Below are 14,160 nucleotides of genomic sequence, written 5' to 3'. Positions count from 1 at the left end.
CTTTTAAATCACTTTATCCTTGACATGGGTCTGGGCAAAACCAGGCGGATTAAACCAATCTCCGCTTTGCGCCCAGGTCGGGTCTAGCGGTACCCACTGATGCGAGCCGCTTAAATATACTTCATTCCAGGCATGTGGTCCATAGCCTCCCTGTCCGTTATACCCGAGCCCGGTTACAACCTTGACCTGAAGCCCCTGAGATCGGGCCATCACCGCGTACAAGCGAGCATAATCAATGCAGACTCCCTTACGTGTATCAAATGTATCCCTTGGGGTCTGCTCATGCCATTCGCCCCTTTGCTCATAATCTTCTACCTTGCCATAGTCATAGCTGATGCGGGTGCCTACCCACTCATACAACGCTCTGGCTTTTTGCTCATCACTGTTAGCCCCTTGTGTAATTTTGGCCGCAGCCTGACTAATATCGTTCGGAATATCCCGGTCGATCATTTCATATTTACGCTGCAAAATGCCGTTCAATTCCTTGGTGACGGCCCGCGTAAATACGGGCAGCTTATCCTTAATCAGCGTACCGGATAACGGTTCAATGACCGACTGCGCTCCCTGCTTATAGATGGGTGAAGCCTGAACATAGCTACTAAACGCGCTGTCCGGGTATAAGCTTACACCTATGAACAACAAGGCTATCACCATGATGGCGCGTGCTCCGCCGATCACCGTACCAATCCCGGCCCCGGCCATCCTGCTGAAAAAGCCTGATTTTTTTTGCTGCTCACGAACAGGGGAATCCGACCTGCCACCTGCTACCAGCACATAAATCGCACGTAGTACAAATTGAGCGATCGCATAGCTGAGCATAAATAATACGGCAAACCGCAGTAGCGGAAAGCCCTCTAGCCCAGCAACAAGCGTATAATAAAATTGCTCGATCCCACTCAGTCCTCGCTGCGGCAAGTGCTCCATGTAAGCCGCCAGCCATTGCTGCACCTTCGGTGAAAGCCACATGGCTAACCCGAGCGAGCACAAAATGCCCGCCACGGTGAGTATGCCATCCACAATGAGACTAAACAGCGCACCTACAGATCTGGAAGCTCCTCGCCTCCACCCCTGTATCAACGACAACAGTACGATGGCGATCAAAAACACCGTCACGCCATTCCAATGAAGAATAGACTCCAGCCAGGATGGATTCATCGTGTTCCTCCTTTCTTACGGCGACTGCGGCGACTGTGTAATAGCCGAGCCTTTCGCACTTTCGATATATTTCTTGACAGTATCACTCATACTCCACTCGCCCAGCGACATTCCCTGAAACCATACCTTGACCTTGTCACCTTCAAACGGTCCTTTTACTTCCAGATTAGAGCTGGTTACTGAAAATGTACCATCCCCGTTGGAGGTGTATTTGGCATGTTGGGCCTCTTTTATCATCATGTTCAAAGCTTCGCTCTGAACCTTGTTAATCGCATCATCCTTTGCCTGAGTAACTACCTTGCCGACCTGTTCAAAGGAAATACCGCTGTAGATTAGCAAGCCTGCAATCACCACAATGACGATCAGCCATTTTACAAGAACTCTTACAACCTTCAATATAACAAGCAATAGGACAAGCCCAATCAATATATACAGCCAGTTATCCTGAACGATCTGCCAATTATGTTCCAAAAACTCTGTCCAGACGTTTTTATCCATTTTCGCTACACTCCCGTTTTCAACTACATGATTCAAATTGCAAAATTGTCTCTGTAATTATACATGATTCCATGATGTCCTGTCAGCTTAGCTCTTTTCCACTGCATGTTCATTCAAATCTTGTCCGAATAAAATGGTCTATGTTCGTCCACTCCCGCGTACAACTTAGGAAGGGCAAATACGCAGCAGCATGAAAGTTTACATTATTAGGGAAAGGGGGTCATCCACTTGAAAACAGCACTCTGGCTGTATCTCTTTTTGTTTATTGCCTTTTTTGACCTGCATGCACAATATCCTATTCTGACACCATTCGCTATTTCCCTGGGTGCAGCACCTACCTTTATCGGCTGGATGATGGGGATTTACTCCCTGACTCACCTGCCTGGTAATTTGATGGCCGGTCCCATGGTCGACAAGAACGGCAGCCGTCGATATATTATGTTCAGTCTGACAGCCGCAGGCATTATCCTTATCATTCAATCGTACATCCACACCCCGTGGGAATTACTTTTTCTGCGTGCGATTAGCGGTTTTGTGCTGGCCTTTTTGTCCCCGGCCTGTCTGGCTATGTTAGCACAGCTATCCGATCATCCAGTTACACAGGGCAAATATATGTCGGGACACGGCGTCGTCCACACGCTGGCCTCTGTCCTGTCTCCAGCGGCGGGAGCGTTCATCGTAGCCAGCTTCGGCTTTAGCGAGACATTCAGCTCGCTGGGCATCATTCTCGTAATCACGGGACTGATGGCGTATTTCTCTCTGCCTAAAGCAACCCCTGCTCCACAGGCCCAATTATCTGATGGACAAACGATATCTGCTCCATCGTCCGGGTCACAGCCGCTTGTACCATTCAATTGGCGTTATCTGTTCCTGCCTTTTGTTTTGGCGTGTGCACAAGGCATTTTATTTTATGAGATTCCATTGAGGAATAACGGTTCTGCGTCCATGATGTCCACCGGACTGCTCTTTTCTATTATCAGCTTGGGAGCGCTCTGTACGCTCAGCCTGCTTTTTTTAAACAAATATTCACCAATGATTCGGCTGATTTGCGGCATTATTCTGATGTCCCTAAGCTTCTACGCACTCGCCATCGTACCCGAAGCAACAATCGGCATTATACTTTTTATTTTGGGGACCGCCAAAGGTGTGATTTTCCCTGCACTGGCTTCCCTCTTTATACGGCTTGGAGGTACACGTCTGGGGAAAACCTTTGCACTGCAATCTATTGCGACATCCATTGGTTCCTTTGCCGGGCCTGTCCTGGCAGGTCAGCTGCCGGAGCATCTTTCTCCGTTTTTTGTCGCATTCTTAATTCTAATGCTCGGTTTGCTACTTATTCCTGTTAAGCGCTTATTTTCGGCACCGCCATTATCTACCCCAGGGCCTTATCAGTCCAGCTAATCTCCAAAATATAGCTATCTTTACAGCCCAAAATGCTGCTCCAGAGGGCAAGCGCACAGTACCTGATGTCCCTACACACATAGACTAATTTGACTAACCATTAATTAAAAAAGGGAGGTGCAGCCTGTGAGCCACTGTCATCCTTGCCCTATTTTTGGAACTTCAACCGGCACCATTCTTGTTCTCTATGTTCTTCTTGTGATCATTCTCCGTACTTGCTGGATTTAATACCTGAATTGCCCTAACATGCCGTCCTTGTACTCATGCCTGCCACTTCTGGCAGGCTGTTTTATTGTTTTTTGCATGAGAACCTCGTTTAGAGCTACACTATACACATATTTATTCATTTCCCGGGGAATTTCGAGCACATGCATCAAGCAGGGGGTGGGCAAGATGGCAATTACCATCATTGTCGAAGGAAAAAATGACCGCAGTAAACTTCGCCGATTACTTGACCCGGAGGTCCACATTTTGTGCACCTTCGGCACGTTAAACTCTACAAAACTGGAATCCCTCCGCAAGCGTGCAAAGCATGAGGAAATATACTTATTTATGGACAACGATAACTCTGGGAAGAAAATACGAGGGGTGCTTGCAGACACGTTCCCGGATGCACATCATATGTATACCCGCAAAGGGTATGCCGGCGTGGAAGGTACTCCGGATGAATACTTGATCGCTCAATTGGAGAAAGCAGGGCTGGAGGAATATATTATATATCCGCCCGTTCTTTAGTCTAAAAAAACAAAAAAGCTGTCCGCAGGCTACTTTCATGCCTGATAGACAGCTATAGGATACATCTAACAAATGGTACTAACGATCATGTTAGAACTTATGAACCGTATCAACGATCATCAGCAGGAAGCTGAGTGTTAGATGATTGATGGAAAAGAAAAATACTTTTTTAGCCCAGGAATCCGTTTCTTCTTCCTTAATCGTAAAACCTTTAAAGGCATAAAATGCCCAAAGCACAGACAGTAACACGGACACAATCATGAAAATCATACCGGCATATCCATAAGCATACATCAGAATGGGTACCGGAATGAGCAGCACAATATAAGGAATCATTTGAATCTTTGTCCGATGAATGCCCTTCACGACCGGCAATAATGGAAATCCTGCCGCACGATATTCCTCAACTCTGCGGATCGCAAGTGCCCAGAAGTGAGGCGGTTGCCATAAAAACAATAGTGCGAATAAGAGCCAAGCGCCCATGTCAATACGACCGGAAGCAGCCACATAACCGATCACAGGAGGCATCGCCCCAGAAATACCGCCGATGGACGTACTCCATGTAGATGATCGTTTTAACCAAAGTGTATAAATACCGACGTAAACCAACATGCCAAGTATACCCAGTAGCCCTGCCTTGATGCCTGAGAAGGAGAACAGAGCAGCCAACCCGGCAATACCCAAAATAATAGCGTAAGACAACACCGTTGTAGGAGTCAGGCGCCCTGTTGGCAGTGAGCGATTACGTGTACGTTCCATCTTCATGTCCAACTCACGATCAAAATAGTTGTTAAAGACACAAGAAGAGGCCATAATCAACACCGTACCTAAAAGTGTAAGAATTAACTTTATATAGTCAACGTCCCACTGTGAAGCCAACCAGAAACCACCAAAGGCTGCAACCAGATTTGTACGAAGAATGCCTGGCTTGGTGACTGTAATAAAATCTTTCCATGTGCCCGCTTTACCGGGTGGTTTAGATTTTACAGAGTAAGTAGCTGCATCCGAAGAAGTCTTATAACTAATATTATCCATTGTGAGTAACTCCCCCTTAGAGATGTATGAATTCGGGAGTAAGTTGAACTCCGATATAAATTTTATCATACACTCCCCCTAAAAAGTTTGACAGAAAACGCACAAAACGTTCACAAATGAATGGCAAATCGACCCTGCTGATCGTTTACAGTAAATTTGGGTAGTAATAATCACAGGATAAATTCAAAGGAGCGACAGATATGGATACAGCCACACACTTTGTCATGGGAGTCGGATTGGCCGGGCTGGCATACACTGATCCTGCCGTCGCCGGAGATCCAAAGCTGGCGGCAGTTGTTCTGCTCGCTACGGTCGTAGGTTCACAAGCTCCGGATTTTGACACCTTGCTACGATTAAAGAACAATGCAGCCTACATTCGCAATCACCGTGGACTGTCGCATTCCATTCCCTTCTGGTTGATATGGATTTTGTCCATAACGGGACTGATTTGCCTTATTTTCAGGGATGTGCCCCCTGGTCATGTGGCCCTATGGGTAACGATTGCCGTTTGCCTGCATGTATTCACCGATTTATTTAATACGTATGGGACACAGGCATTTCGGCCGTTTACGAACAAGTGGATATCCTGGAATATCATCCACATCTTTGATCCCTTTATTTTTGGCACCCACGTTGCTGCGATTATGCTATGGATCACCGGGTTGATTTCACCCGCTCCCTTGTTTATTACGCTGTACGTCATGATCGGCGTGTATTACATTTGGCGGACCTGGAGTCATTTTCGGATCAAAAATGCAGTACGTGATATGGACAATGAGCGCCAGCAAGGAGACACCTATTATATCATTCCCACCGTTTCTTGGAAGCGGTGGCATGTGGTAAAAGCACATCAGGATGGAAGCTATGACATTGGCGGACTAAACGGTAAGCATTTGTTTTGGACGAAGCATGCGGTTCCATCCACACATCCGGCTGCAGAAGCATCCAAATCCTATCGTGATGTGCAGGCATTTCGTTATTTTTCTTCCTTTGCCGTTGCCGAGGTAGAAGAATTGGAATGGGGCTACATTGTGCGATGGGCAGACGTAAGATACCGCCACCGTAAACAATATCCATTTGTCGCCGTCGTCGCGATGGATAAACAGTTCGGGCTGATCAACAGTTACATCGGCTGGCTCAGTCATGAAAAGATGCAAAAACGTCTCTCTCTGCATACAAATTAATAATGCTGGCAAACAGCAAGCCTTATAAACGACAAACAGCAAGTCTCCTGTGATCTCGGAGCTTGCTGTTTTTTTCGAAAAAATCACACCTTCATAAAGACCTAGATGAAAGCGCCCTCTTGACGAAGCGGACTTGCGTGATTCACAATGGTTATAAGTCATGCGCACAAAAAATCCGGAGCATGATCGCTCCGGATTTTCTTCATCACAGTTGCTCATAATACAGCTTCCAAGATGGAGTGCTTATGTGTATTACTGCAAGCGGCTGCTGCCAGACAAGGATTGTTCTGCTTGTTGGACCAGCTTTTTCGTGATGTAGCCCCCAAGTGATCCCGTTTCGCGGGAAACGACATTACCAAAGTAACCGTCCTGAGGGATGGTGATGCCCAGTTCTTGAGCGGCCTCATATTTTAATTGTTGTAAAGCGGCGTTGGCCTGCGGTACTTGCAGGTTGTTTGAACGACGTCTGCTCATATTTGAATCTCCTTTCAGTTCTTTGTGAGTGAGGTTCATTGCAAGCTTGCAAGATTATTATGGCTCGCTTACACCTACTTATTCCTGAAATTCATCATTCAAAGCTGGAGGTTTTTACCATGAGCAAAGGTTTATCCCTGTGGTTCGCCGTTTCATCCATTGCCCTGCTGACAGCAGCCGCTATATCAATCAGTTATTCCGCATGGCTTGCCATTTTACTTGGATTTCTTTCTGTAGGCAACATCGGCTGGGGTTTCGTGATCAAGGCCCGCCTTCGCCGCTCCTAGCCCGCCCTATCACATCACCTGATTGTCCGTTGGCTGCCTGATGCGTTGACTATGTGTGCTTTTAGCGTAGTTGGGGCAGAAAGCCCATGCGCTCTTTGACCGCAGTCAGCGTGACTTCAGCGGCTTCTCGTGCACGTTCTGCGGATTGAGCCAAAATACGTCCAATTTCACCGGATTCCCGGATATCGTGGTATCGCTGCTGAATTGGCTCAAGCGTAGCTACAACAGCCTCTGCCAGTTCTTTTTTGAACGTGCCGTACATCTGACCTTCAAAGCGATCCTGTACTTCCTGAAGCGACAAGCCGGAGCATTGGCTATAAATGCCCATCAGATTGCTAATTTCCGGTTTACCTGCCGGATCATATCTAACCTCACTACCAGAGTCGGTAGTAGCTCGGCTGATTTTTTTGCGTATGACTTTCGGTTCGTCCAACATAGCAATATAGCTCCCGGCATTCGGGTTGCTTTTGCTCATTTTTTTGGATGCATCATCCAGGGACATAATTCTCGCCCCTACTTCAGGAATGTAAGGTTCGGGAACCGTAAAATAATCTCCATAGCGGTGATTAAAGCGGCCTGCCAAATCACGTGTCAGCTCCAAATGCTGTTTCTGGTCTTCACCTACAGGGACAAGATCTGCATTGTAGATTAAAATGTCTGCTGCCATCAGCGATGGATATACGAACAGTCCTGCTCCTACGGAATCCTTGCCAGCGGCTTTATCCTTGAACTGGGTCATACGCTCCAGCTCGCCCATATTCGTCAGTGTTGTCATCAACCATCCCAATTCAGCATGCTGAGGAACATGGGATTGTAAGAAGACGTTGGATTTCTCCGGATTAATACCTGCCGCGATAAATAATGCTGCCACTGCCTCTGACTGCTCGCGCAATTGAGCCGGTTCCTGCGGTACGGTAATCGCATGAAGGTCTACAACCATGAAGTAACATTGGTGATCCTCTTGCAATTTTACAAAATTTTTCATAGCACCGATATAATTGCCCAATGTAAGTTGTCCGCTGGGCTGAATGCCTGAAAGTACAGTTTTCACGTTCATCATTCCTCCTAAGGTTTAATTTATTTTGAATGCAAAAAGGCCCCGCATCCTCAAGGGACGCGAGACCGTGGTACCACCCTTATTCATTGCCGCCAGCCCAAATACTTGTTGGGACTATGCCCATTGGCCGTCTGCAATCTTAAAGCTCCGTTAACGGGGAGTAATCGGCCGTCATACTTAGGATGATCAAATCCTGTTCTGTGCGGCACTCCAAGGTCCATTCAGCAATACAGGCTCACCGGTTCTCATCCACCACCAGCTTTCTGAAGAGCTTGTGCAAAGCTTACTTGTCCTCATCATCGTGTTATCCATGTCATTACTTTCTAAATTACATTTAATGATAATTCCGTATAATGTTATTGTCAAATGACGATTGTGCCCTGCGATCAAAAATCTGTTATCATAATGACACAAAGCTTCAACCGATTATAGTGGACAAAGGAGCATGGAATATGAAACAAGTGACCAAAGAACACTGGAATGGTTACGACACGTATGTTTTACATAGCCCTGAACTGGAAGTTACGATGATCCCTCGCCTTGGAAATAATATTATTTCAGTGCGTGATCTGAAGCTGAACCGGGATGTCGTGCGGCGTCCGGGCGAGGAAGAATTGGCTTTTTATTTGCAGAAGCCTTATCATTTTGGCTTGCCAATTTTGATCCCACCAGGCAGAATTCGCAAAGGACAATTTGAGTTTGACGGTGTTTCATACCAGTTTGACCGTAACACGGCCAATGACAATCATATACACGGCCTGCACCGAAATCAATCCTGGCGCTGCAGTGATATTGAAGAGGATGAGGAAGGCTGCAGCGTAACTACCGAGCTTCTGACAGAAAGTGATCCGCACTGGATCGAACAGTTTCCCATTCCTTTGCGCCTGGAGATGACCTACCGCTTGCAGGGACCAGTATTAAGTCAAACGCTGCAAGTAACGAATCTGGGAGAAAAAGCAGCGCCCTTTGGCTTGGGTTATCACACCTGGTTTATGGTGGACGGTGAACCTGAACGGTGGCGCCTGAAGCTGCCTGTGAACGGAGTATATGAGCAGGATGTTGAACAGCTCCCTACGGGTATAATTTCTTCTTTAGGTGAATTGGAACACCTCTCTTCAGGGCTTTCCCTGAAAGGAACGAATCTGGATACTCTGCTGCGGGCATCGGAGGGTCCTGCCGAAGCTCGATTGACTCGTGATGACGGTTATCAGATTCGCTACACAGCAGATGAGCAATACTTTAAGTATTGGGTGTTGTACACCAAAGGTGAATGCGATCAATATCTCTGTATTGAACCTTATACCTGGCTGTCTGATGCACCCAATTTATCAGACCCTGTCGGAGAAGGCGGATTGATACGTCTGGAGCCTCAGCAAGCGATCAGCCTCAAAACTCAGATTCATATTCACCAACCATAATTCCCCTTTTTCAACTTTCCTTCCTTCGGCGCATATTTTCATAACACTGTCGCATACTAACCTCATCACAGCCGAAGGAGGTGACTACACATGTATGAAGCTAATCAAGGCAATCAAGGCAGAGGCCGTCGCAGCAATACGCTAATCGTTCCTCAAGCCAACAACGCACTGCAACAATTGAAATATGAAGCTGCGCAAGAACTGGGCATCACCATTCCGGCAGACGGTTACTATGGTGATATGCCATCCCGTGAAGCTGGTTCTCTGGGAGGCTATATCACTAAACGCTTAGTACAGCTGGCCGAACAGCAATTATCAGGTCGTTCAGGTCAATAAGCGTCATTATTCCACATGAGCATTCCGTTCATTGTAATTTAACAAAATGCGCGTTATGACGGGCATATAATAAAGGCGGTCTTCCTAGGAAGACCGCCTTTCCTTTTACTCCTTTATGGATGATTATTCCGAATTGGCCGCTCGATCTCGGTATGTAGGCTTGTTATAACGGATCATGAGATTCGCCATGTTATAGTTTGATTCCAGCGTGGCATCCACCAGAATAGTCCCCTGTCTGACAGCAAAATCAAAAGCAATCTCACCGTGGGTCCAGCTACGCTTGTGATTTAACGTGTCCAAGGCCATACGGCGAAAATCCTCACGATGCTTCGGAGATAAACCCGGCTCTACTGCGGCAAATGTGCCACCTTTCCCAGCAATAGGATTATGTCTGATCCCAAATTTTCCAATCACATTGTTGCGTATTTGTACAAATACGATGCCTGACGACAAACCCGCCAGTTCATTATCCAGTTCTTTTAAAACGATATCCAGCTGCCTTATTAACGAGAATTGACCTAAATCATCCATCATAAAAGCCCTCCTATATACCTGTTTTCAAATTTTTAATAGGTCTTACGGCTCAATTATATGTGAATATTTTTAATGTTACAATCAAAATCAACATAAATGGGTATTTATAACTATTTTCTAAGTATATCCACTAATTCAAATTTCACCAATAGGTAATATTTATAACGCTTCGACACATTGTGACGTTATTCTTCGTTTTCTGCAATAAGTACAAAAAAGGCCTCCCTTGCGGGAGACCAGCTTGAAGCATATATCTGTTATTCTGTCATTTGCAAAAATTGCTCAACATCCTGAATGGTAACTTGCGCAGCATTACGCCAGAAGTCGGCCTGTGTTAGATCAGTACCCAAATGCTTGGATGCCAATTCTTCCACTGTCATGCGACCTGTATCACGTAGTAAAGCATCATACTGATCGGCAAAACCATTAGGATTCTTTTTCGCAAAAGCGTAAATTCCTGCACTGAACATGTACCCGAATGTATACGGGAAATTGTAGAATGGCGTATTCGTAATATAGAAATGCAGCTTGGATGCCCAAAAATGAGGGTGCACCTCATCCAGAACACCGCTGAATGCTTCACGTTGCGCTTGCTCCATTAACTCGCTCAACTGCTGCGCTCCTACGATCCCTTTTTTCCGCAATTCGTAAAAACGGGTTTCGAACAGGAAGCGAGCATGAATGTTCATGAAGAAGGCTACACCGCGCTGGATTTTATCCTCCAGCAAAGCTACCTTCTCCTGACCTTCGGCAGCTTCCAGCAAAGCATCTGACACAATAAGTTCTGCCAGCGTCGATGCCGTTTCTGCCACGTTCATGGCATAATTTTGATTCAACGGATGTAATTCGTTCATTACATGCTGATGATATCCGTGTCCCAATTCATGGGCCAGTGTCGAAACGTTGGATGGTGATCCGGCATAGGTCATAAAAATCCGGGTCTCTTTGCTCAGTCGCAAGGATGTACAGAAGCCACCCGGACGTTTTCCTGGACGATCCTCTGCTTCGATCCAGCTTTTCTCAAAAGCCATTTGGGCAAAATCAGCCATTCTTGGACTGAATTTACCGAATTGCTCCACAATTGTTACAGCTGCATCGTCGTATGGGATTTTAGTGGTTGATGTTCCCAATGGAGCCTCAACGTCATACCAGGACAGTTTCTCTAACCCCAGCAATTTCGCCTTCCGCTCTAAATATTTGACCACAATTGGCTTCGTTTCATTAATAACCTGCCACATGGTATCGAGCGTTTGCGCTGACATACGACTGATTTCCAGCGGCTCCTTAAGCACGTCTGTCCAGCCCCGGTTTTCATATAACTTGAGACGGAAGCCTGCCAGGTGATTCAGCGTATCCGCACAGTAGTCCTCTACCTGAGTCCATGCCTCTTCCCAACGTGCAAACACGTCCTGACGCACGCTACGGTCCGCTTCATCCAGTTTATTAGCCGCTTGCCCAACAGACAGATTTACGATCTCGCCATTCTCCGGTACAGGGATTGTCATATTTTTGACAATTGTATCATAAAAGTCACCCCAGCCATGGTAGCCGTCTACACCCAAATCCAATGCAAGGCTCTCCAGCTCTGGAGCCATTTTTTCCCGCGCTTCGTTTCGGTATTCAGTCAGGACAAAAGATATCGGCTTGATGGCTTCACGCTCCATCCACTTCTGCCAAATGTCTTCACTCGTTTGTGCCAACAGGTTCTGAAAGGATACCAAAGCACTTTTCCCCTGTGCGTACAGTGTGTTCACGCGTGCCCCCAGTTGGACAGCAAGCTTGTCATGCTGATTTTGAGCAGTGAGACAAGAAACGAAGGAGCCTGCCTGTGAGGCCCCATTAAACAGCTCCTGTAAGCTATTCAGCACACTATCCAGACGCTCGGTATCCAATACCGTTTGCGGTACCTTCGCAGCTTTAAGCTGAGATTGCAACTGTTGAACTTTGCCCTCCAGTTCCTCCAAAAATGCATGAAATGAAGCTGAGGAGGAGCCTCCGCTGAATATAGATTCCAGATCCCATGTTTGCTTTAACGGTGTTTTCATAATAGTTCCACCTTTCTTTTTGGCGAATTGATGTGGTTTCATATACAATAAAGCTACATCGTGATGATAAAATCACTACAATTGGGAGGAATACAGGATGAGACCCTTACAAATTTCGCCGGAAACGGCTGTGAAATTATCCGAAAAGCTTGGCATTCCGCTGGAACACCTTATGCATACACCCCAGCACATTTTGATGCAAAAGCTGGCCGAACTGGCTAAAGAAGAAACCATTGACCCGAACGGCGGAGAGTCGGACAAATCATGATCCCTTTTGACAAAACCTGGCCTTACGACATTGTCATGGGAGACGTTTATGTACAGTCTTGTCCGTTTTGTGACCATGAGAATGTGTTGCTACCCCTAAAGCCAAAAGAGCTAAAGCTCATCCATGAAGGTATGAAAAAGCTGCTTGTGTTCCCGTGCTGCCATAACAAGATAACCTTGGTGGATTGTGACGGCGATTATTTGCTGTCAGACACCACACTTCGCCATCATTAATTCATGAGGCAGTTGCAAGACAACTTATAAGACAAGATAACTCGTCTTAAAAACAAGGTGTGAACCATGAGCCTAAAGCGGCCATAGTACACACCTTTCTTTTTTTCAAGAAGAGCTTGCGCCCTGCATTTCCTCCGGCAAACTGATATCCTTAGCCAGCATTTGCTCTCGCAGCACAGCCCATTGTTCACGGGAAGCACGGATCATCGCTGCATCCATAATTTTCTTATCATTAATGACCCGCGAAAACCAGCGTACCGCTTCATGAAAATTACCTATACGCCGATGCAATTCTCCAATCAGATAGAGAAGCTTGGCATTATTCGCTCCGACACCCTCCAACTCATAGACTCGGATGTAAGAATCCAGACTAAATTGGAGAAAACGAAGCTCTTGTTCCTCATTTCCCTGGTATCGGTACATCCATGCGATATGCTGCAATAGACTGGATATCACCCGTTCCTTTTCTCCGATCGACTGCGCACAGAGTAGACCCAGTTTATACGTCTCTAACGCATCTTCCCAGCTACGGTGACCGCCATATTCACGAGACTGCCAGCGGTTACCAATTTTTTCTTTGAATAACTTGTTTTGCTGATCACTCAGCTGAACGGTAGAATGCTCTGTCGAAGTAAAGCCACAATGAGGACAGACCCGGACAACGTAAAAGTCGGGATTTTCATTTTTGTAATACGCACAAAAGTCTGAGTCAGTACGAATGGCCTTTTTTAGGCTTGGTCTGACCCGGGATGTCTGAAAATCTTGTTCACAATGCGGGCAAACGATTTTAATCTGATATAACGGTTCAAGTTCCAATGTGTTTACAACCCTCTCCAAAATTCGGCAATCTCCGTAAGCTTACGGGGTATTTACAAAATGATGCGCAGGACCAGACAAACGGTTAAGTATAATTGAACGAAGCGGCTCCTCAATGCCCGCATCCGTTAACGCACCCGCCATACAAGACAACCATGCCTCTGCTCGCTCCTCCGTTACGGGAAACTTCATATGTCTAACACGTAACATCGGATGACCATATGCATCGGAAAACAGTGACGGTCCTCCAAAAAACTGGCTCAGGAACATGAACTGTTTTTCCTTTACAGGTTCCATGTCTTCAGGGAACAGAGGACTTAACAACGGATCTTTATAAACTCTCGGGTAGAAGGCTTCAATAATAGCACGAACACCTTCCGCTCCCCCAAGGTTGTCATAAATGCTCAGGCTAGGATTCACTTTTCCCCAACTTTCTGTGCTATGGTAATAAATATACACCCGTATTATAACAAAAAACAAAAAATGACGCTTAAATAAGCGCCATCTTATCATTTTTCTCATTCTACTAATAACTTCGCCAATCCTCTTCACCGGGATGAACGCGAGAGACACGAATAACATACACAAAAGCACATACAAGCAAACCGGCAACGATACTCATCCTGATCACTCCATCCTTAAGATTATGGATCGTTGTTTTCCTATTTTAGCATACTCTTTACA

At 46.1% G+C, this 14,160-nt stretch carries 18 protein-coding genes and 1 other annotated feature; of the genes, 9 read left to right on the top strand and 9 right to left on the bottom strand.

Going from position 1 to position 14,160, the window contains the following annotated elements; genetic code table 11:
- Window positions 1-3 precede the first annotated feature (3 nt).
- Both L693_RS0122000 and L693_RS0121995 read right to left on the bottom strand, forming a co-directional pair.
- A complete protein-coding gene (locus tag L693_RS0122000) occupies window positions 4-1,155 on the bottom strand; it encodes a transglutaminase domain-containing protein (RefSeq protein ID WP_025720023.1) in 1,152 nt (383 codons plus the stop codon).
- Window positions 1,156-1,170: 15 nt separating this feature from the next.
- Complete coding sequence (locus tag L693_RS0121995) at window positions 1,171-1,653, bottom strand: hypothetical protein (protein WP_025720021.1); 483 nt, start codon at window positions 1,651-1,653, stop codon at window positions 1,171-1,173.
- Between the two features lie 228 nt (window positions 1,654-1,881).
- Between L693_RS0121995 and L693_RS0121990 the strand changes: the two genes are divergently transcribed.
- From L693_RS0121990 to L693_RS0121985, 3 genes are all read left to right on the top strand, one after another.
- Window positions 1,882-3,054, top strand: coding sequence for an MFS transporter (locus L693_RS0121990; protein WP_025720020.1), 1,173 nt, complete (start codon window positions 1,882-1,884; stop codon window positions 3,052-3,054).
- Between the two features lie 150 nt (window positions 3,055-3,204).
- Complete coding sequence (locus L693_RS31685; RefSeq protein WP_231503732.1) at window positions 3,205-3,282, top strand: YjcZ family sporulation protein; 78 nt, start codon at window positions 3,205-3,207, stop codon at window positions 3,280-3,282.
- 165 nt (window positions 3,283-3,447) lie between these two features.
- Entirely contained in the window at window positions 3,448-3,789 is a 342-nt protein-coding gene (locus L693_RS0121985) for a toprim domain-containing protein (RefSeq protein WP_025720019.1), read from the top strand.
- Window positions 3,790-3,879: 90 nt separating this feature from the next.
- Here the strand turns inward: L693_RS0121985 and cyoE are convergent, their stop codons facing one another.
- On the bottom strand, window positions 3,880-4,824 hold the full coding sequence (gene cyoE, locus L693_RS0121980; RefSeq protein WP_025720018.1) for a heme o synthase: 945 nt from the start codon (window positions 4,822-4,824) through the stop codon (window positions 3,880-3,882).
- 200 nt (window positions 4,825-5,024) lie between these two features.
- Between cyoE and L693_RS0121975 the strand changes: the two genes are divergently transcribed.
- On the top strand, window positions 5,025-6,008 hold the full coding sequence (locus L693_RS0121975) for a metal-dependent hydrolase (protein ID WP_025720017.1): 984 nt from the start codon (window positions 5,025-5,027) through the stop codon (window positions 6,006-6,008).
- Window positions 6,009-6,260: 252 nt separating this feature from the next.
- On the opposite strand, the gene L693_RS0121970 is transcribed toward L693_RS0121975, so the two are convergent.
- Entirely contained in the window at window positions 6,261-6,482 is a 222-nt protein-coding gene (locus L693_RS0121970; protein WP_013311857.1) for an alpha/beta-type small acid-soluble spore protein, read from the bottom strand.
- A 119-nt stretch (window positions 6,483-6,601) separates the two neighbouring features.
- On the opposite strand from L693_RS0121970, the gene L693_RS30765 reads away from it, so the two are divergent.
- Complete coding sequence (locus L693_RS30765; RefSeq protein ID WP_167518651.1) at window positions 6,602-6,769, top strand: hypothetical protein; 168 nt, start codon at window positions 6,602-6,604, stop codon at window positions 6,767-6,769.
- A 61-nt stretch (window positions 6,770-6,830) separates the two neighbouring features.
- Here the strand turns inward: L693_RS30765 and trpS are convergent, their stop codons facing one another.
- Window positions 6,831-7,820 (bottom strand): tryptophan--tRNA ligase, encoded by a 990-nt coding sequence (gene trpS, locus L693_RS0121960; RefSeq protein WP_025720015.1) that lies wholly within the window; start codon window positions 7,818-7,820, stop codon window positions 6,831-6,833.
- Window positions 7,821-7,876: 56 nt separating this feature from the next.
- Window positions 7,877-8,135 (bottom strand) — a binding site (T-box leader).
- Between the two features lie 143 nt (window positions 8,136-8,278).
- On the opposite strand from trpS, the gene L693_RS0121955 reads away from it, so the two are divergent.
- Both L693_RS0121955 and L693_RS0121950 read left to right on the top strand, forming a co-directional pair.
- Window positions 8,279-9,244, top strand: coding sequence for an aldose 1-epimerase (locus L693_RS0121955; RefSeq protein WP_025720013.1), 966 nt, complete (start codon window positions 8,279-8,281; stop codon window positions 9,242-9,244).
- A 90-nt stretch (window positions 9,245-9,334) separates the two neighbouring features.
- Window positions 9,335-9,580 carry an alpha/beta-type small acid-soluble spore protein gene (locus L693_RS0121950; protein WP_025720012.1) on the top strand — a complete coding sequence of 82 codons (246 nt, stop codon included), beginning with the start codon at window positions 9,335-9,337 and terminating at the stop codon, window positions 9,578-9,580.
- A gap of 123 nt (window positions 9,581-9,703) precedes the next feature.
- Here L693_RS0121950 and L693_RS0121945 read toward each other — a convergent pair whose 3' ends face one another.
- The gene (locus L693_RS0121945; protein WP_025720011.1) at window positions 9,704-10,111 is read right to left on the bottom strand and encodes a hypothetical protein; all 408 of its coding nucleotides are present in this window, start codon (window positions 10,109-10,111) and stop codon (window positions 9,704-9,706) included.
- 260 nt (window positions 10,112-10,371) lie between these two features.
- Entirely contained in the window at window positions 10,372-12,159 is a 1,788-nt protein-coding gene (locus L693_RS0121940) for a M3 family oligoendopeptidase (RefSeq protein ID WP_025720010.1), read from the bottom strand.
- 97 nt (window positions 12,160-12,256) lie between these two features.
- Here L693_RS0121940 and L693_RS29550 point away from each other — a divergent pair, with 97 nt between their 5' ends.
- Together L693_RS29550 and L693_RS0121930 are read left to right on the top strand one after the other, a co-directional pair.
- Window positions 12,257-12,427 carry a YycC family protein gene (locus L693_RS29550; protein WP_081752189.1) on the top strand — a complete coding sequence of 57 codons (171 nt, stop codon included), beginning with the start codon at window positions 12,257-12,259 and terminating at the stop codon, window positions 12,425-12,427.
- Window positions 12,424-12,660: a hypothetical protein gene (locus tag L693_RS0121930; RefSeq protein ID WP_025720008.1), complete on the top strand. Its 237-nt coding sequence runs from the start codon at window positions 12,424-12,426 to the stop codon at window positions 12,658-12,660. The genes L693_RS29550 and L693_RS0121930 overlap by 4 nt, the downstream gene beginning before the upstream one ends.
- A gap of 105 nt (window positions 12,661-12,765) precedes the next feature.
- On the opposite strand, the gene L693_RS0121925 is transcribed toward L693_RS0121930, so the two are convergent.
- Window positions 12,766-13,476 carry a DUF2225 domain-containing protein gene (locus L693_RS0121925; RefSeq protein WP_025720007.1) on the bottom strand — a complete coding sequence of 237 codons (711 nt, stop codon included), beginning with the start codon at window positions 13,474-13,476 and terminating at the stop codon, window positions 12,766-12,768.
- 42 nt (window positions 13,477-13,518) lie between these two features.
- Window positions 13,519-13,896 (bottom strand): globin domain-containing protein, encoded by a 378-nt coding sequence (locus tag L693_RS0121920; RefSeq protein WP_025720006.1) that lies wholly within the window; start codon window positions 13,894-13,896, stop codon window positions 13,519-13,521.
- Window positions 13,897-14,160: the final 264 nt, after the last annotated feature.

It is taken from the genome of Paenibacillus sp. 1-18 (assembly GCF_000520755.1).
In the GTDB taxonomy this organism is placed as follows: domain Bacteria; phylum Bacillota; class Bacilli; order Paenibacillales; family Paenibacillaceae; genus Paenibacillus; species Paenibacillus brasilensis.
Note: the sequence above shows the minus strand (reverse complement) of the source record. Positions and strands in the feature narration are given on the sequence as shown.